Here is an 18,613-nt window from a genome sequence, read left to right as displayed (position 1 = left end):
CGACAGGCTGGCCGCATTTGCAATCGTCACCGCCGCATCGCCCAGGGTCGCGCCAGATTGCAGATCCAGCGCCACCGTGCCCGCGTCAATCGACAGGGTCGCGCCCGCGCCGCTTGTCACATTCCCCGACGCCAGCGTCAGAACACCGGAGCTTGCCGCGAGCGACAAATCGCCGTCCAGCGCCAGATCACCGGTCAGCTGTGTCGTGCCGTCGCTGCTGATCTGCGCACTCACCCCCGTCGCAACCGAGAGGTCATTACTCAGCACCGCAACATCCGCGAGGCTCAGCACAGGTGCCGCATTCGCCACGCCTGCATCCGCCACAAAGGCAATGCCGCCAGACGACAGCGTGGTCGTTTGCGTCAGCCCAAGCGTGCCATGGGCGATCTCCAACCTACCGCCAAAGCCGCTGAGGTCGCCGCTCAGGATCAAGGCGTCGCCAGAGGTTTCCGTGCGCAGCACCGACACCGCGTTGCCGGTCAGCGCGCCGGAATAGGCAAAGCCCTCACCCGCCACGCCAGAGCCGACAGCCAGCGTATGGTCCGCAAGCGCAACTGTTCCGCCGCCCGCGAGCGTCGCAATCGTCTCGTCGCCCGCAAGGGTGAAGGTCCCGTCCACATCAAGCGCCGTCGCATCCGTCAACGCCCCGCCCGCAGTCGACAGGCTGGCATTGCCACCAATTGCAATCTCCGTACTGGCCAGGCTTGCCCCCGCTTGCAGGTCAAGCACCCCGGTCCCGGTCAGGTGCGTGGCGCCGGTATAGCTCAGCTGATTGGCACCAGTCAGGCTGCCGTCTGCGATCACCAGCGCGCCATCACCTGAAATATCCCCAGTGAAGGAGGTTGTTGTCCCGGTCAGCGTCAGACTTGCATCAGACGCGTCCAGCGCGACAGTTCCGGCACCGCTCAATTGACCCGCAGACAGGCCCTGCCCGGTCAGGGACAATGTGCTGTTGGCCGCAAGGGAAACCGTTTCGGAAACCGTAGAATTGTCCGACGCGAGGGTAAGCGCTCCGGCATTTAGCGCCAGATTTGAGAGGGTTACATCCCCATTCAGCAGCTGGTCGCCCCCGGCAACGGCCAGAGTGCCTGCCGGCCCGTTGATGGTTCCGTCAAAACCGGCAAGTGGCGTGGTCGCCCCCGCAAGCAGCGTCAGTGTGGTGTCACCATCCAACACAACGGCGCCGGTCCCGCTCAGGGTGTCGAGAGAGACATCCTCGTCAAGGTGCAGCGTGCCGTTGTCGCGAATCGTCGCGCCAAAAGTCGGGTCGCTGGTTGCGGCAAATGTCGCGGTGACACTGCCAATGCCGCCGGTTTCGCCGATGTCGATGGCCCCACCAAAATCGCCCTCCACCAAGAGAGCCCCCGAGACAACCCGCAGCGCGCCCACACCGACATTGCCCAAAAGCGCGACATCGGCACCATTGATCGCCAGGGTGCCATTTGCACCTTCGATGGCGCCGCTTACGGTCTGCAGACCAAGCGCCGCAACCGTCGTTCCCTGGGCAACGGTCAGGGTTTGCCCATCCGCGATGGTGAGAAGGGTTGACGCGTCAGCCAAGGCGAGCCCCCCCACGGTCTCGCTTGCACTGACCAGAACACCGGCGCCCGTCTCGACCGCCAACTGCCCGGTATCGGACAGCGCATCCCCGCCCGTCACCTCCAACGTGCCGCTCAGGACGCTTGTGTCCGCGCTGCGACTGTCGGTCCCAGAGAGCGTCAGCGTGTTTCCTGCGCCTGCATCAATTTCCAGGTCGCCGGTGCCAGTCAGATCCGCAGTGATTTCAGATCCGTCTATCTCATTGGTGACACGAAGAGTGGAGGCAAGATCGAAGGTAAGATCGCCATCATCATTCTCACCGTCAAAATCGCTCGCGACAGACCCGGTCAGAGTCAACTCCGCAGGGAGACCGGGGTCAGTACTCTCGAAACGAAGTGTCGCCCCGCCGTTTGGCGTGGAGAACACGAAAGCGTTACTCTCACTGTTGATGCTGAGAGAGTTAACAACATAAGTGTCGCCCTCAAGCGAGGACGCAAACTGCCCAGGCGACAGCGCGTCATCGAAGATCAGATCATAAGGCGTATCGCCGGGCGCCGTATTCCCCACAGGCAACGACACGTCCAAGTCGTTGATATCAAGCCAGTTTTGGCTGCTCCAATCAGAACTTCCGACAGCACCACCCTGCCATGAGAACGTATCCGCAGTGCCGGAGTGCGGCAAAGACGCAAAGATCAGTGCCAGCGCGGTGCTTCGCAACGAAAGGCCAATGCTCGGCATGCGACGCGCCGGCTCACGCAAGAAAAATACAAGCTCGCGATAAATCAAAACAGTCTCCGGCAAAAATCAGAATAAAAGAAACACCGAAATTTCGGTCAGTCCTAAGGGCGGCATCAACACGCGGCAAAATCAGAAACACATTCCGAATTAAAGATGCATAAGCACCAATACCGCTAGCAGTCTAAATTTCGAGTGCAACCTAGAGGCGTGACGTTGGAGAGGCAAGCTTACTTTAACAAATGCTGAACGCTGCGATAGCACCGAGCGCCGCCCTCTAGCCGTCGCAGGATCGACATCAAGAAGTCAGGCCGCTCTACCACGTGGGTTCTGGCGGTAGGGTTCCAGACTTTCACACTGGCTTGGCCGATCTTACACCTCGTCACCCGACACGCATGATCCGGCGGACGCTGTGATCGCCTTCAAGCTCACCCAGCTTCCAAATGACGTGATTTTGTCTGCCGCCTGATCTTACGTGCCTTTCGGGCATCCTATCGCGATCCCGAAGCAAACATGGATGATGAGAAAAAAGGCTGTGCCATGGTGCCGATCTGTTCGCGGGCCTATGAGGCATCCATGAAGAGCGAGACAGGTGCCCCGATGGCGGGCAGACCACCGGCGCACCGAGCCATTCTGATCGGCCTTAGTGCTTGTTGCAGCGGCCACGAGGCCGCTGCAACAAGGCGAGGTCGTGAATAACGTTAAATCTCTCAGTTCGACAGACACTCCACAAAGCGTGCGCCGGTGTCCGCCAGAAGGTCTGTGTAAAAGGACGCCCCCGCTTCAATCTTTGTTCCAAGCGGGTCGATGACCACAGACGCGACCTCTGCGCCTTCGGTAACAGTGCGCACCAAACCTGGGTTGAATTGAGGCTCGGAGAAAACGCAGGAGACGTCCGCCGCAAGAATTGCATCGCGGATTTCTGCGACACGCGCAACACTGGGGTCCGAAGCATCACCAAGAGAAATCGCGCCCAGAGACTTCAGTCCAAAGCTGGTTTCAAAATACTGATATGCGTCGTGAAATACCACGAACTGCCCATCTGTTTGCTCCAGCTCCGCACCCAGGCTCTGGACCAACTCATCAATTTCGGCCTGACCCGCAAGCGCATTGCTCTGATAGATCTCGGCATTGGCCGGATCGATCTTTGCCAGCTCTTCGGCGATCAACGCAAGCCACTGCTTGCCATTCTGGGGCGAAAGCCAGGCATGCGGGTCCAGGCCTTCGTGACTGTGCCCACTATGATCATGGCCGTGATCGTGATCATCGTGGTCGTGGCCATGATCCTCGTGAGCATGTTCATCTTCGTCGTGATGCGCGTCGGCGTGATCGTGGTCATGGCCATCCTCGTGATCGTGGTCGTGATCACCCTCATGATCATGTCCGTGGTCGTGGTCGTGGTCGTGGTCGTGGTCGCTTTGAGCGAACACGACGCCCTCGCGAAAGTCCAGCCGGGTTGTGCCCGGTGCGTCGAGCAACGAAACGATCGTTGCCTCTGCCGCCAATTCGCTGAGGGAATCAGCAAGCCAGGGCTCCAGCTCATCACCAATCCAGAACACTGCATCAGACGAAGACAACGCGCGCGCATCCGACGGGCGCAGACTGTACCCATGCGGCGAGGCACCCGGCGGCACCAAAACGTCGGGTTCTCCAACACCCGCCATGACACGCGCCACCAGCCCCTGCACCGGAGCGATGTCAGTCACAACACGCGGCGCGTCGGCAAAGGTTGGCAATGCAGAAACGCCCAGCAGGACGGCGGGCAAGAGGGATCGAGTGAACATGTGAGCTCCAGAATGGGTTGTTATATCATAACGTTCATTTGGCTTGATAAACGTCATGTTGTAACATATCAATCCAAAATCACGCCAACCCCGAGGAGCTCTCATGGACAGTATTGGCTTTGCCTCTCACGACCATACCCGCTGCATTTCGGGAGGGTTGGAAACGGTTGAGACCTTCTGCAAGGCCAACCGCCTGCAGTTCACGCCGGTCCGCCGCCGGGTTCTGGAGATTTTGCTGCAGCAACATCGCGCACTCGGCGCATATGAAATCCTCGATTATCTTCGACGCGAAGGCCTTGGCTCACAGCCCCCAGTCGCCTATCGCGCATTGGATTTTCTGGTGAAACATGGGTTCGTCCACAAGATCGAGCGCCTCAATGCGTTCATTGCATGTATGCATCCCGGCGAAACCCATACCCCGGTTTTCATGATCTGTCGGGAATGCGACAGCGTCGCCGAAGCACACCGCGAACCGATGCAGGGGCAGTTGGGCGATGCAGCGCGGGCCGCCGGGTTCCTGATCGAACGCACCGTGGTCGAAGCGGAAGGGCTATGTCCCAAATGCCAAGGCTGAGCGATATGCGACTGGTCACTCTGAAGAACGCGACAATCCGACATAGCGGCACACCAGCGCTCGACAATATCGCCTTTCACATCGACAAGGGTGAGATCGTCACCATTCTGGGGCCCAATGGATCGGGCAAATCGACCTTGCTGCGCGCCATCATTGGCGCCCTTCCCCTGAGCGACGGCACCCTAGAGCGGGCCGAGGGCCTTCGAATTGGCTACGTGCCGCAAAAGTTGCATATCGACCCCACCTTGCCGTTGACGGTAAAACGCTTTCTCAACCTGCCCGTGCGGATCAGCGATAGCGCCGCAAAGGCCGCCCTCACAGACGCCGGCGTTCCGGGGCTGATCAATCGCCAGATGACCGGGCTTTCGGGAGGTCAGATGCAACGCGTTCTGCTCGCGCGCGCATTGCTATCCAAACCAGACCTGCTCATCCTGGACGAGGCAACGCAGGGGTTGGACCAACCCGGCTCCGCTGCCTTCTACCAAAAGATCGAAACCGTACGCACAGAACTCGGGTGCGCGATATTGATGGTCAGCCACGAATTGCATGTGGTCATGGCGGCCTCGGATCGGGTGATCTGTCTGAATGGGCATATCTGCTGTGAAGGGGAGCCCGCACAGGTCGCCAGCGCGCCCGAATACCAAGCGCTGTTCGGGACCGGAACCCATGGCACTTTGGCACTTTATCGACACGAGCATGACCATAGCCATGATTGCGCGCATGATCATGCTGAACCGGAACACAGGCACTGATATTCATGACTATTCTGGATGACTTCATGGTGCGTGCCGCGCTGGCCGGCATTGGTGTTGCACTTGCGGCCGCGCCTCTGGGCTGCTTCGTCGTCTGGCGGCGCATGGCCTATTTCGGCGACGCGACCGCGCATGCCTCCATTCTCGGCGTCGCCCTCGCCCTGAGCTTTGATGTCTCGATCTTCGGAGGCGTTCTGGTCACGGCCCTCCTGATGGCCGGAACGATCTCAGTTCTCAGCGGACGCGGCTATGCCATGGATACGTTGCTGGGTGTTCTCGCCCACAGCGCGCTGGCCTTTGGCCTGGTGGCCGTGTCTTTCTTGCAGGGCGTCCGCGTGGACCTGATGGGCTATCTGTTTGGAGACATCCTCGCCGTGTCGCGGGGGGATCTTGCCGTTGTGTGGTCGGGCGCCGTTTTGGTGCTGGTTTTGCTGTGGTGGCGTTGGTCATCGCTGCTGACTGCAACACTGAACCCCGAACTTGCACGCGCGTCAGGCATTTCACCGCAGCGGGAACAGCTGGTACTGACTCTTGCCCTTGCCATCGTCGTTGCCGTCGCCATCAAAGTTGTGGGCGTGCTGTTGATTGCGGCGATGTTGCTTATACCAGCGGCAACCGCGCGCGCCTTTTCGACAACCCCAGAGCGCATGGCTTTCCTCGCCACGCTGATCGGATGCGCGTCAGTGATCGCAGGTATGTATCTTTCGTTCAACATGGACACCCCAACCGGTCCGACCATCGTCAGCACGGGCACGGGTTTTTTCATTGGTGCAAGCCTCCTCGCGCTCCTCGCCAAGGTGTGGCGTAGCTGACAGGCGTAGGAGGCCTCAGGCGTTCTTCTGTTTGGGCGACGTATCAGTCGCGACCAGATCCTCGTCCGCCCATTTATGCAACGCCTCCAGCAACGCATGCTTACGGATGGGTTTGCTCAGGAAGTCATCCATACCAACCTCCAGGCAAGCCGTCTCATGGCTCTGCAGTGCATTTGCCGTCAAGGCAACAATCGGTACTCTTTTCAACTGATTATCAGCTTCGTGGCGCCGGATTTCCAGGGTCGCCTCAAGGCCATCCTTTACCGGCATCATCATGTCCATAAGAACAAGATCGGGCCCGGTTTCACGATATAGGTCTACCGCTTCTTGGCCATTCACAGCGATGATGATTTCAACATTCTCAGCTCTCAGCATCCGACTGACAACCACTTGATTGATACGGTTGTCCTCAGCCATCAGAAGCTTCAGCCTCCGCCGGAAGGCAACAGCATCATCCTTGCGCGGCGCGTGGGTGCTGTCGGCCTCCTCCGCACCGAGCGCTCCGCTTACAACGGTCCGCAACTGATCCGCGCGTACAGGTTTCAGCACCTGCCAGCATGACCCGATATCCGCCAACATGGCTTGCGACAATGCCGGGTCGACCGAGGAAATGACGATAATCGGCACCTGACTGAAGTGAGGCAGGTCCCGAATGCGCAGGGCAAGCTCATACCCATCGCTGTCGGGCATATTGAAATCGAGGAAGATAAGATCGCAGGCCTCCGCCGCATCGCGCATGTCGTCGAGACGTAGCATCGTCTCCATAGCAGAGGCCGCTTCGGTCACCCGCATCCCCCAGGACCGGAGCCGTTCCCCCAGAATTCTGCGGTTCAATTCAAGGTCATCAACAACAAGGGCCTGCAGTCCGGACACCGGCTGTTCCGATAGGAATGCAACCGGCGCGTCGTCGCTGGTTGGCAGGCGAATATCGATGGCGAACACCGAGCCCCGGCCCTCGCTCGACGTGACATGGATACGCCCCTGCATGAGTTGTAGCAGGCGCGTGGAAATCGCAAGGCCGAGACCCGTACCCTCGAAATTCCGCGTGGCGGCACCGTCAGCTTGCTCAAAGGCATGAAAAATCCGGTCAAGCTTTTCCGCAGGAATGCCAATTCCGGTGTCCACGACAGAAATACGCAGGTCCATGTCCTGCTCCCGCATCGTGCCCGTCACATCTATATGCACGGTTCCTTGGGATGTGAACTTTACAGCATTGCCAACCACATTTGTGATGATCTGACGAATGCGCCCTGCATCTCCTTCATAGAACTCAGCAAGATCGGGATCAAACCGCAGGGTAAGTTGAACCCATTTTTCCGCAGCTTTCGGCGCAAGCAACGTCACGACGTCTTCAATCACCGTTCGCAAGTTGAAGGTGGCTGTGTTCAGTTCCAGCTTGCCCGCCTCAATTTTAGAAAAATTGAGGATATCATTGATGATCGTCAGAAGCGCGTTGCCCGACTTCACGATCGTATCGGTATACATCTCCTGATCCGGCGTCAGATCCGTCTCTCGCAGGACCTCGGCCATGCCGATCACGCCATTCATCGGGGTCCGGATCTCATGGCTCATATTAGCAAGGAATTCTGACTTGGCCCGGCTGGCAATCTCGGCCTCTTCACGCGCCACTTCAAGCGCCTCTTCCCGTTCATCGCGTTCGGCAAAACTGTCTTCCAAGACCGCGACAGAGACATTCAACGCCTGAAACTCCCGGCTTGCGTACCACGGCAATAGCACATGCCCCGTCTTCGCCCCTGCAACCGCATTCGACATCCGCGCATGCACCACATGCAAAGGATTAAGCGCAAGCCGGTACACCAAATAGAGCATCAGCATGGACATCGTGACAACCGCCAGAACGGTCCAGGTAATCGTCTGGCGCACCTTGTCCAACACGATTTCCTGCCCCTCTTCGGTCGACCACTGAACAATCATGGTGCCAAATACGAAGCCCTCGAACTCCACCGGGCGCCGATACATCACGTAGTCTTCTGCGCGGTCCACGACGCCATTCGAGGCCTCTGCAATGGTCTCCCCTTCGCCATTCTCGATCCGGATCGACATGATCTTGGGGTAGCGCGTGATCGCTTCGACCAGCCCGGTTTCCAACACCGGCACATCCTCGACGATGATCGCTTCGAGCATCAAACCACTCAGCAAAGACACGGTCAGATTGGCTTGATCGCCCAATTGCTCGCTGACGCGCTGCACCTCATAGCGACGGGCCACCCCGCCCACCGCCACCACAACAAGCAGCGCGGCGAGAGCCATGGACACGACGATCTGGGACAGAATTCCGGTCCGTTGCAGAAGTTTTCGAAGGGCTGCCTTCAAAAGTCACGACTCCGCTTCATGGCGCGCCGCACAAAATCGTAGTCCGCATCGAAGCCCGCCAAAAATCCGTTCTTCGCCACACGCTTTACAATTTCCTCGTTGTCCGCCGAAAGCATGACACGCTGCATTGCCTCAAACACCCGCGGGTCCAGGTCAGACCGCGCGAGCCAAGGCTTGGTCACATTATCAAAAGACGCGAGCGCGCGAATGGGGACACCCTTGGCCACCAGCTCCTTGAAAGTGCTTTCCTTAAGAGCACCGGCACTGAACTTCCCGGCACCCACAGCTTCGCCGACCAAGTCATGACGGCCCAAATAGGCGTAGCCGTGCAGATCATTGGCCGAAATACCCGCGTCCAGCAGATAGGACTGAGACAGGTATCGACCAATCGTCGACAGCTCATCCCCGAACGCAAAAGACAGTCCAACCAAATCTTCGACGTTCTCGATTGCGCTATCCTTGTGGACCGCGATGACACCCTTGAAGCGTTTTTCGCCCTTCTTTGACTCCATTGCGATGATCGAGATGCCAGAGTTACGATCCATCGCGTGGACATAAGAGGCGGGCCCGAACCGGGCAAAGTCCACGCGGCCGCTCGCCAGATCATCAATGCTGGCCTCGTAGTCCTTCGATATCCGAAGATTGATCGTCACCTCTTCGTCGAGCAAAGCCTCCATCCGCGTTTCCAGAAACGTCAGGAAGGGGCGGTATTTCCGCACCGTCGCAGAGGGTTTGTCCGCCGCATAGGTTCCGAACACCAGCTCAATTCCCGCGCGAGCAGGCACAGTGGTCACGATCCCGGTCACCAAGGCAACCATGATGACCAGCAGCAGCTTTACCAAACCGCAACGGGCAGACGCACCGGTCGGGAACGGTCTGCCGATTGTGTCTACGGAAGGCATGCAATTCTCCTTTTTCAGCGCATTGAATCTCATCTCAAGCTCAATACGCCCGCTTCCCACCAACTCTATGACAAAGTTACGCCGAAAACTTATTGAAAATTAACCGTTAATTGCCCTCAGCGCGCAAAAATTAACCATCTGGAAAGGAATGCGACGTTTCTATGACGCATCTCAAAACCGCTAGAGGGTTCCCGTTCCGTTCAGAAGGATTACTCGTGACTACACCAAACTCGCAACCTTGTATCGCCCGGTCGCTTAAAATTTGTTTTTGTTTATCTGTAATCACGGTGATTTATATCATCAGCGCCCGTGCCGCCCACGCGATCCCCTCCCCCGAGCTTGTCTTGGGGTCCGTCTCTTCGCTGTCGCAAATTCTTGCCGTGGTTGTGGCCACAGTCTCGGGTTTCGGGGCGATCATCGCCTCTCGACTTGGTTTGAAATCGCGAAACGGCAACCGCAGATATCCCGCCAAAACGATCACGGCGCTCGTCCTGGTGGCCGCCGGGCTTGGATTTGCCAATCACTGGCAATGGCAACAGCACAAATCCGACGAGCTGCAGCGCTTGCAGGCGACACTTGTCCGCCCCGCGCAATTTGATGGCACGGAGATCAAGGACGCAACCCTCAAAGAAACCAGCTACACCGCGCAGGAAACCCATCCGCAGGGTATCACCACAACAGATGCGGCCAGGCTTCTGGGCCAAGGGCGCGTAAAATTCTACGACATCCGCGAAACGGCGGAAAATGCCATGGGCACCCTGCCCGGGGCAACGCATGTGCGCTTTCCAGATTTCCGCCAATCGCCACCAGTCACGCCCGGAGATCAGGTGGTTTTGTTTTGCCACAATGGCAACCGAAGCTCAGAGACATGCGCTGAACTCGCCAAGCTGGGCATAGATTGCCGCTTCATTTCCGGTGGCATCGAAAAGTGGATCGTCGAGGGGCGCCCCTTCTCCGACAGTCGTGTCCAAAGCCTGTCGGATCTGCGTGCAATTCCGGAATACCCGAACAAATCGCGGCTGCTCAGCACGGCTGACTTCACATCGCTCATCAACGCTGATGCGCTTCAGATCGTGGACACGCGCTATCCCGGTGACTTCGAAACGGGTCACTTGCCGGGGGCGATCAATATCCCCCTCCGCGCGCTGACAACCGAGGATCTGGAACACCGCATTGCCCAATTGCGCGACGTGCCGACGGTTGCGGCATGCTATGATCGACGCAGCTGCTTCATGAGCCAGGTTCTGGGGCTAGAGCTCACCCAGGCCGGGATCCCCTTTGAAGGTCGCTATACCGTGCCGTGGGAGTATTTCGTCGCCCCTGCCCCCAAACCCCATGTGGAAAACTGGCTGTCCGAACAGCAAACCGGCCTCTGGGATCGGGCGGTTCAGGCCCTTAGCGATGCGCTTCTGTGGGGGCATAACAGGGCGCATATCCTTGTGAGCCTTTTTGTGCTGGCACTGGTTTCGCGGGTTCTGGTCCTTCCCATCGCGCTCAAATCCGAACGGGATCAAATCACGCTTCGCGCCCATAAGCCCGCGCTAGAAGACCTCAAATCGAGGCTTGCCCATGACCCCATGCGCAAGGCACGCGCCATTCGGGCGTTTTATGCAGACCTCGGCCTGACGCCTATGCGCAATATGGCGGCCCTGCTGTTCCTGCCGGTGATGATGCTGGGGCTGCAAGCGGCGGAACATGCATCCGGTGGCATCAAAGAAGGCTTCCTCTGGATCAGCGACCTTGGTGCGCCAGACCCGACATGGATCGCACCAGTGCTGACCTGTCTTCTGGCTGGTATCTACCTGCTGCTTGCGATCGCAAAATCCCGCCGCAGCGGCATCCTGTGGGTGGGCCTTGGTGTTCCGGCGCTGTTTGTCCTGACCATGGGGCTGTCGGCGGCTGGCAACCTGTATCTCTGCATCAGCCTGCTCGGCCTCTTGGCGCAGTATCTTTATGTGTCAGGCACATGGGCGCGCAGTAAAAACACGTTAGGAGCACTGTCCCGCCTGCCCGCTGGTGTTGTCAAACTGTCCAACACGCCAAAGCTCAGCACCGCCGGGAACAAGGCCTACCGCCTTTCGCAACTGGCGCAAGCCGGGTTTCCGGTCCCCAAGGCCGCTGTGCTGACAACCACGTTCCTAACCCGTTTTCAGAACGCCAATGCGCGTGAACGCGACGGGTTGGCACGCCGCGTCTGGACGTACATCGAACCATCGCCCTGTGCCGTTCGCTCTTCGGCGAGCAATGAGGACGGCGCGGATCAGAGTTTTGCCGGGGTGTTCGACTCCGTTCTGGATGTCAGGCAGGACACACTGCGCGATGCGATCGACACGGTGCTTGCGTCCTTCACCTCCGAGCGCGCGGGCAGCTATCAGGCCACAACTGCGGGTCATGCCAATATTCTGGTGCAGGAAATGATCAACGCCACATATGCCGGTGTCCTGTTCACACAGGACCCGCAGGCCCCCGGCATGATGCTGTTGGAGTGGGTTGAAGGATGTGGTGAAGATCTGGTGTCGGGGCGCAAGACACCCGGAACGGCCCGGTTTGGCCGCATCAGCGGATATGCTGCACCGGAGGTTCAGGAGCCGTCATTTGATGTGCAGGCGCTGCTCAAGATGGGCCAATCCATCGAGGCGCTCTTTGAACAGCCACAGGACGTCGAATGGGCCTGGGCCGATGGCGAATTCTACATTCTGCAATCGCGCGACATCACAACCGTTTCCGTCGGCAGCCCGTCAGATCAAGCCGGCGCAGAAGAATGGCGGCATCTGTTTGCCACTCAACCGACTACAGATCCGGAGGCCATAATCCTGGAACAGGATGAGATGAGCGAGGTATTGCCGCGTCCCACTCCCTTGTCGTTCTCGCTGATGGGGCGGCTCTGGGCTCCCGGCGGCAGCCTTGACCTTGCGTCCCGCGCGCTTGGGCTACCGTACCAGCTTCCAGAAGGCGAAAACGCGCATCTCGTGCGGCTCTTTGGCAAGACCTATGTCGACACGCGGCTGAAGAAAAAACTGGTGATGGATCTGGGCGGAAATCGTGCAACTCGCCTGCGCAAGCAGCTTCGCCCCACCCTGGACGGGTTTGAGCGACAGGTCCTGCCGGCCTTGCGCGACCGGGTCGAAAATTGGCAGGCCATCCGCTTCGATGCGCTCTCGCAGCCAAAATTGCTCGCCGCGATTACAGAGCTGCAGACCTATTTCGTCACCGACATCTACGTCGAGGCGGAAAAGATCAACCTGCTGGCGGCCTTCGCCATGCAGGAAGCCACCGCAGCGGCCCAGGGCGACCCGGCGTTGCGCAGCCACCTGATGCAGGCAGATCTGACCTATTCACCGGCCAGCCTGCTGGCCCAATGCACCGGCACCGAAGACGAGGCGCAAGCCCGCGCCTTGGACCTGATGGGGCATCGCGCGATGTTCGACTACGAATTGTCCACCCCCCGCTATCTTGAGGCACCGGGGTTGCTGTTCTCACTACTCGACGCGTCTGCGGCGCCCCTCACGCCAGAGCAGCTGCCCGACAATGTGCCAACAGAGCTCAAGCAGACCATTGAGATGGCCATTGCCTTTCAGGATCTGAAGGAACGGGCCAAGCATGAATCGCTTCGGGTGCTCGCTGAACTGCGGCGCGCATTGCTCGCACTGGGCGCAAAGAGCAAGCTGGGGGCATTGGTCTTCCACCTCACCCTTGATGAAGTGCTGCAGGGGGACTGGGACAGCCCTGAGGCGCTGCACGACACCGCCCAAGCCCGTAAGACCCACGACAAGCTGTGTCACGATCAGGCGCCGACGGCCGTTCAGCTAAGCCTGCTGGATTGCGAACAGCTGAGCGCCGGAGCACCACAAATCCTCGAGGACGGCGCATTGGGCGGGACCTGTGTGGCGGGGTCAGGCACCGTGACCGGACAGGTGTTCCGAGTCACCGACGAGACCGCCTATGGCGACGCCGCGTTTGAAGGGTTTACACCCGGTGACATCCTGGTCTGTCACATGCTCAACCCCGCGTGGCTGCCACAGGTTCAACAAGCCGGTGCGGTGGTGAGCGTCGTCGGAGGCTGGCTCAGTCACATGGCCATCGTGGCGCGAGAGAAAAACATTCTCATGCTAGTGGGCGCGCAGGGCGTGGACGGGCTGTCACAGGGACAGACGATCACGGTCACGGATGCGGGCGTCATCTCGACCAAGGAAGATCAGGCGCGCGAACGGAGCGCCTGACCGCAGCTTCAGGCAGACCATATGTTTTGGCTTTCCCATTTTCAGAACATATGGTCTGGTTGCCCCATGACAGCGCCCATTGATCCACGGCAGGCCAACCGCTTGCTCGACACCCTCAAATCCCGCATCGAAACGCTGCCGGCAAAGCTGAAGACGGCTGCCAAATACGTCATCGACGCGCCGGGGGACTTCGGTCTTGACCCGATCCGTGTCACCGCCGCCAAGGCGGGCGTCAGCCCCAACACGTTGACGCGCCTTGCAGAAGCCTTCGGCTATTCCGGCTTTGAGAGTTTTCGCGCCCCCTTCCGCGCCGCGCTTGTAACCGCACGGGAGGCCGACCTTGGTGCGGATTGGCTCGATCAATTGGCAGCAGGGTCACAAACCGGAGTGCTGCAGGCAAAAGCCGCACGCAACGCGCTCAATATCACGGCGCGCTCACTCCGGCTCATGACGGCAGAGCGCGTGGAAGCCATCATCGCCGCCATGACATCCGCCCGGCACTGCTATGTCACGGCAAGCCGTTCCAGCCATGCGCTGGCGTATTACTTTCACTATGTCGGGCGCATGGCACTGCCATCACTGGAGCTCGTGCCCAGACACATGGGCGATGCGGCCGACGACCTGTTGGACATCGGACCAGAGGATTGCCTGTTCGTCATCACCTTCGCACCCTACTCGACCAGCACGATACGCGCCCTGCGGATGGCGCGGGACGCCGGGGCAACCATCGTCCTGCTGTCCGACAGCGACACGATCGCGCCTGGCGTACACGCCGATCATCAAGTGCTGTTCTCTACGCAGTCACCGCACAGTTTTGGCTGCCTGTCCGGCGCCATGGTGACGTTGGAGTGCCTGCTGTCGCATCTCATCGACGCGGGTGGCACCGCCGCCCAAGCCCGGATCGAACGCTATGAAGCGATGCGTCAGGACAGTGGCGCCTACTGGAGCGGTCGGCAGCTGCCACGCACCTCCAGCCGAACGTAAATAGGCCGCCCACTGAGGGGCGGCCTATCGCATGTCATACCTTCAAGAGATCAGCGACGCTTCGGCCACGCCTTGGGATCAAGGTCGAGGTCGGCAAAATCCTCGATATGCAGGATCGGACGCTCCACCCCGGCTTTCAGCTGCTTGCGGAAATCCTGCAGGACGCGAAGCGCGATCGGGAACAGCATCATCAGCGCAAGCAGGTTGACCAGCGCCAGAACACCCATCATCGGATCAGAGAAGAAGAACACTGATGTGGCATTTGGTGCCACCGCGCCGACAAATACGATCGCAACCACCACGAGTTTTAGCACAATCGTTGCAACCGGCGCCTTCGTCAGGACCGTGATGGCGTTTTCACCCAGATAATAGTTGTAGATCACCGACGAGAAGGCGAACAGCAGGATCGCCAACGTCATGAAATACTGCGTCCATTCGCCCAGGTGAGACACCATAGCCGTCTGGGTGAGCTCAATCCCGTCAATCCCCGTCGCCCCGGGCACATAGACATCGCTGAGCAGGATCACAAACGCTGTACAGCTACAGATCAGGATGGTGTCGATGAACACCGAGAACGCCTGAGTGATGCCCTGGCTGATGGGGTGATTGACTTCTGCGGTCGCCGCCACGTTGGGTGCAGACCCCAAACCCGCCTCATTCGAGAACAGCCCACGCCGCAAACCCTGTGCGATCGCGGCACCCATGCCACCGCTGACGGCCTCTTCGAAGCCGAACGCGTTGGACACGATGGTCGTCAGGACGCTGGGCACTTCACTCAAGTTGGTCAAAATCACGATCAGCGCCATCAGGATGTAGCCCACCGCCATGACAGGGACCACAACCTCAGAGGCCTTGGCAATGCGCCGAATGCCGCCAAAAACAATGAAGCCGGTCACGATCGCCAGGAAAACACCGGACCACATACGATCAATCCCGAGAGAGGCTTCGGCTGCACCGGCAACCGTGTTGCCCTGGAACGCATTAAAGCCAAGCGCGAAGGCCGCGATCAGAGAGATTGCGTAAAGTACTGCCAGCCAACGATAGTTTTCACCCAGACCGTGCAAGATGGCCCGTGCCGGTCCACCGCGATACTGACCCGTCAGAGGGTCCGCGCGCTTGAACAGCTGTGCGAGAGAGCATTCGACGAGGCTGGTGGCCATGCCGATAAGCGCAATGGCCCACATCCAGAACACGGCACCCGGCCCACCCAGAGTGATCGCAACCGCAACACCGGCGATATTGCCGCCGCCAACACGCCCGCCGACCGACACCAGAAGCGCCTCGCGGGCCGAGATTTTACCGGACTCGGTGCGACCACGGCCCAGAACGCGGAACATTCTTCCAAAAAACTGAAACTGCACAAAGCCGGTGGCGATCGTGATAAATGATCCGAATATCACCAAAATTGGGACCAGGGACCATCCCCAGGTCAGATCTCCGATCACACCGAAGACCTCTTGAAGCGCTTGCATGGCGTCTCTCTCCACTCACATTGAAAACCGCAGGTCGAATACGTGCGTGATCTTAGGGATGCAACGGCCCAATTGCTACGGCAGACATTGAATCGCCTGTGTCAGAGCGCCCACTCTCCGCAAATTCGGGTTTCCAGAAGTGTCCGACGCTCTGCCGGGTCGTCGCTCACGGCCAGAACATGGAGGAGCTTGGCGTAGGCGGCCTCGACCGTCATGTCGCGCCCATCGACCGCGCCTGTTTCCACCAGCAATGACCCTGCGGAGTAGGTGCCGAGCGATATGCCGCCTTCTGCGCATTGGCTGACCGCAATCACGGCGATCCCATTGTCTTGTGCCCTGCGCAGCGCCTCGCGCAGGCCGCGTCCTTCGGGAACCGTTCCAGACCCGTAGCATCGCAACACGATACCGTCCGCGTGATCTGCCGCAAGATCCACTAGCTCTGCATTCATACCGGGTGCGACAGCCGCGATCAGAGCCGTCGCATCGCCATAGCTTTGAACGGAGATCTCTGCCCCCGCGCGCTGTGGCGCGGCGTCCGTGTAGGAGGCGTTGAACGCATCAAACGCCACCGAATGCGACTTTCGCACCCGTGCCCCATGCAGCAACTTGCCGGCAAACTGCACCCAAACCCCGGCTGGCGTGGTCTCTGCGGCGGCAAAAGCATCCCGTAGATTTGCCCCGCCATCGCTGCCGGTCTCGCTGAGGGGCAACATCGCCCCGGTCAGGATCACGGGCTTGCGCAGCCCATGCAGGCCAAAACACAGCGCCGCCGCAGTAAAGGCCAGCGTATCCGTGCCATGGGTCACGACAAATCCGTCGCAATCCGCATGGTTTCCAGCGATTTGCGACATGATCCAGTTCCAATCCGCAGGCGCGGCGTTGGCACTGTCGATCAGCGGCGATGCGGTCACCACGCGAAAATCGGAGCGAATGTCACCGACAGCCCGCAACCGATCCAGCTCCGCCTCGACCACACCGTCTTGCGGTGCAAATCCAGTCGCCGTGGCGACCATTCCGATCGTTCCACCTGTGTGGATCACGCAAATTGTCATTCAAGCCTCTCCCGCTCCGGCGACACCGTCAGACCTGCATTTTCTGCAGGAGACGACACAGCACATGCCCCGCGCGAGACATGTCCGCACGGATCAGGAGGCTATAAGCCCCCTGCTCCGTTGCCGCAATCATTACAGGTTGCTGTGTGTCTGCCAGATCGCAGGCCGGGCGTTACTCTGCCGCAGCGGAACGTGTGCGGGCGAACTCCGAAATACGATCAACCGCTTGCGTCATTTCTGCGTCATCAATGGTCAGGGCCAGACGCACCCAGTCGCGCATACAGTCGCCGAAGGATGAACCGGGCATGACCGCAACGCCGCCCTGTTCCAACAGAGCCCAGGCAAAGGTATCGCAATCCATGCCAAGCGGGCTGACATCCACAAGCGCGAACATGCCCGCCTCCGGGCGGTGAACACGCAGGGCAGTCTCCGCTTCGAGCCTGTCTGCAAGGTAGTGCGCCCGTCTGGCAAAGCGCGCGCGCATCCCCTGTGCCACGGGCGAGCCCTGCCGCACGGCCTGTTCCGTCATATCCGCGATGAACGGTTGGTTGCCGAAGAGCATGGTCTCCGACACCGGCAGCAGCGCCTCCATGAAGGCTTTCGGCCCAATTGCCCAACCGCTGCGCATACCCGGTGCCGCATGAGATTTCGAGATCGACGACACCGCAATGCTGCGGTCCGCTATCTCTGGCAGCGACAGAGGCGACAAGAACGCGTGACCCTCAAAGACCAGATCTTCATAGACCTCATCCGAAATGATCCAGATGTCATGCTTCAGCGCCAGTTCCGCAATCGCCTTCACATCCTGTGGCTGCAGGATGGCACCGGTGGGATTATGCGGCGTGTTGAGCAGGATCGCGCGGGTCTTGTCGGTAATCCGCGCGGCAATATCCTCCGCCTGAATGCGAAATCCATGCTCGGGCCGCAGCGGTACGGGCACCATCGTCGCACCAGTGGCGCGGATGACCCCCTCGTAGGTTGCGTAAAGCGGATCACCGACGAGCACCTCGTCACCCGCTTCGGCTACTCCTTGCATCACCGCGTAGAGCGCCGTTTGAGTGCCCGGAAAACACAGGACGTGATCACCATCGAACGCACGCCCGCGTCTCGCGGTGTAGTGTTCGGCCAAGGCGCGACGCAAACCGCTTTCACCGCGACCGTCGGAATACTGCGTACGCCCGGCCTCCAGCGCGCGGGTTGCGGCCTCGGCCATCACGCCCGGCAAGGGCACATCCGGTTCTCCGATCGTCATCTCGATGATCTGTTCGCCGCGCTCCAGCCGTTCGCGGGCCGCTAGATGCAGATCCCATTTGGCGCCACCAAGGCCCGCCAGACGTTGGGTGATGGATGTGGTCCTCATGTGAACAACCTTTTCGTAATCCAGATTTCGCAGACCGGAGCACCGCTGCATGAAACCTTATTATACAACTGTGCGACAAAAGGAAAGCGGCCA

The 18,613-nt window shown here is 59.5% G+C and carries 12 protein-coding genes; 5 read left to right on the top strand and 7 right to left on the bottom strand.

From position 1 onward, the window contains the following. Together R0J92_RS16605 and R0J92_RS16600 are read right to left on the bottom strand one after the other, a co-directional pair. Positions 1–2,277, bottom strand: a 2,277-nt coding sequence (locus tag R0J92_RS16605; protein ID WP_411052438.1) for a beta strand repeat-containing protein, incomplete at its 3' end; no start/stop codon positions are given. A gap of 707 nt (positions 2,278–2,984) precedes the next feature. Further along, the gene (locus tag R0J92_RS16600; RefSeq protein ID WP_411052437.1) at positions 2,985–4,058 is read right to left on the bottom strand and encodes a zinc ABC transporter substrate-binding protein; all 1,074 of its coding nucleotides are present in this window, start codon (positions 4,056–4,058) and stop codon (positions 2,985–2,987) included. A gap of 103 nt (positions 4,059–4,161) precedes the next feature. On the opposite strand from R0J92_RS16600, the gene R0J92_RS16595 reads away from it, so the two are divergent. Genes R0J92_RS16595 through R0J92_RS16585 form a run of 3 tightly spaced genes read left to right on the top strand, consistent with a single transcriptional unit; the run spans position 4,162 to position 6,196 of the window. Then, on the top strand, positions 4,162–4,632 hold the full coding sequence (locus tag R0J92_RS16595; RefSeq protein ID WP_106164652.1) for a transcriptional repressor: 471 nt from the start codon (positions 4,162–4,164) through the stop codon (positions 4,630–4,632). A 5-nt stretch (positions 4,633–4,637) separates the two neighbouring features. Beyond that, on the top strand, positions 4,638–5,384 hold the full coding sequence (locus tag R0J92_RS16590) for a metal ABC transporter ATP-binding protein (RefSeq protein WP_106164734.1): 747 nt from the start codon (positions 4,638–4,640) through the stop codon (positions 5,382–5,384). A 5-nt stretch (positions 5,385–5,389) separates the two neighbouring features. Further along, entirely contained in the window at positions 5,390–6,196 is an 807-nt protein-coding gene (locus R0J92_RS16585) for a metal ABC transporter permease (RefSeq protein ID WP_106164653.1), read from the top strand. Between the two features lie 15 nt (positions 6,197–6,211). Here the strand turns inward: R0J92_RS16585 and R0J92_RS16580 are convergent, their stop codons facing one another. Together R0J92_RS16580 and R0J92_RS16575 are read right to left on the bottom strand one after the other, a co-directional pair. Next, a complete protein-coding gene (locus tag R0J92_RS16580) occupies positions 6,212–8,530 on the bottom strand; it encodes a response regulator (RefSeq protein ID WP_317384062.1) in 2,319 nt (772 codons plus the stop codon). Then, positions 8,527–9,348 (bottom strand): PhnD/SsuA/transferrin family substrate-binding protein, encoded by an 822-nt coding sequence (locus R0J92_RS16575; protein ID WP_411052439.1) that lies wholly within the window; start codon positions 9,346–9,348, stop codon positions 8,527–8,529. Before R0J92_RS16575 ends, R0J92_RS16580 begins: the two co-directional genes overlap by 4 nt. A gap of 245 nt (positions 9,349–9,593) precedes the next feature. On the opposite strand from R0J92_RS16575, the gene R0J92_RS16570 reads away from it, so the two are divergent. Both R0J92_RS16570 and R0J92_RS16565 read left to right on the top strand, forming a co-directional pair. After that, positions 9,594–13,652, top strand: coding sequence for a PEP/pyruvate-binding domain-containing protein (locus tag R0J92_RS16570; RefSeq protein WP_411052436.1), 4,059 nt, complete (start codon positions 9,594–9,596; stop codon positions 13,650–13,652). 66 nt (positions 13,653–13,718) lie between these two features. Next, entirely contained in the window at positions 13,719–14,636 is a 918-nt protein-coding gene (locus tag R0J92_RS16565; protein WP_317384064.1) for a MurR/RpiR family transcriptional regulator, read from the top strand. A 50-nt stretch (positions 14,637–14,686) separates the two neighbouring features. On the opposite strand, the gene R0J92_RS16560 is transcribed toward R0J92_RS16565, so the two are convergent. From R0J92_RS16560 to R0J92_RS16550, 3 genes are all read right to left on the bottom strand, one after another. After that, positions 14,687–16,108, bottom strand: coding sequence for an alanine/glycine:cation symporter family protein (locus R0J92_RS16560; protein ID WP_106164656.1), 1,422 nt, complete (start codon positions 16,106–16,108; stop codon positions 14,687–14,689). Positions 16,109–16,209: 101 nt separating this feature from the next. Then, positions 16,210–17,160 (bottom strand): asparaginase, encoded by a 951-nt coding sequence (locus R0J92_RS16555; RefSeq protein ID WP_411052435.1) that lies wholly within the window; start codon positions 17,158–17,160, stop codon positions 16,210–16,212. 172 nt (positions 17,161–17,332) lie between these two features. Next, complete coding sequence (locus R0J92_RS16550) at positions 17,333–18,520, bottom strand: pyridoxal phosphate-dependent aminotransferase (RefSeq protein ID WP_411052434.1); 1,188 nt, start codon at positions 18,518–18,520, stop codon at positions 17,333–17,335. Positions 18,521–18,613 lie beyond the last annotated feature (93 nt).

Origin of the sequence: Tritonibacter sp. SIMBA_163, from assembly GCF_046535935.1 — a bacterium.
Classification (GTDB): domain Bacteria; phylum Pseudomonadota; class Alphaproteobacteria; order Rhodobacterales; family Rhodobacteraceae; genus Epibacterium; species Epibacterium scottomollicae.
This window is presented reverse-complemented; position numbering and strand designations above follow the sequence as displayed.

What these genes read in the sequence shown, in the direction of transcription:
- R0J92_RS16600 (WP_411052437.1), bottom strand. Translation starts at nt 4,058, where the DNA reads ATGTTCACTCGATCCCTCTTGCCCGCCGTCCTGCTGGGCGTTTCTGCA.
- R0J92_RS16595 (WP_106164652.1), top strand. Translation starts at nt 4,162, where the DNA reads ATGGACAGTATTGGCTTTGCCTCTCACGACCATACCCGCTGCATTTCG.
- R0J92_RS16590 (WP_106164734.1), top strand. Translation starts at nt 4,638, where the DNA reads ATGCGACTGGTCACTCTGAAGAACGCGACAATCCGACATAGCGGCACA.
- R0J92_RS16585 (WP_106164653.1), top strand. Translation starts at nt 5,390, where the DNA reads ATGACTATTCTGGATGACTTCATGGTGCGTGCCGCGCTGGCCGGCATT.
- R0J92_RS16575 (WP_411052439.1), bottom strand. Translation starts at nt 9,348, where the DNA reads ATGGTTGCCTTGGTGACCGGGATCGTGACCACTGTGCCTGCTCGCGCG.
- R0J92_RS16570 (WP_411052436.1), top strand. Translation starts at nt 9,594, where the DNA reads ATGACGCATCTCAAAACCGCTAGAGGGTTCCCGTTCCGTTCAGAAGGA.
- R0J92_RS16565 (WP_317384064.1), top strand. Translation starts at nt 13,719, where the DNA reads ATGACAGCGCCCATTGATCCACGGCAGGCCAACCGCTTGCTCGACACC.
- R0J92_RS16560 (WP_106164656.1), bottom strand. Translation starts at nt 16,108, where the DNA reads ATGCAAGCGCTTCAAGAGGTCTTCGGTGTGATCGGAGATCTGACCTGG.
- R0J92_RS16555 (WP_411052435.1), bottom strand. Translation starts at nt 17,160, where the DNA reads ATGACAATTTGCGTGATCCACACAGGTGGAACGATCGGAATGGTCGCC.
- R0J92_RS16550 (WP_411052434.1), bottom strand. Translation starts at nt 18,520, where the DNA reads ATGAGGACCACATCCATCACCCAACGTCTGGCGGGCCTTGGTGGCGCC.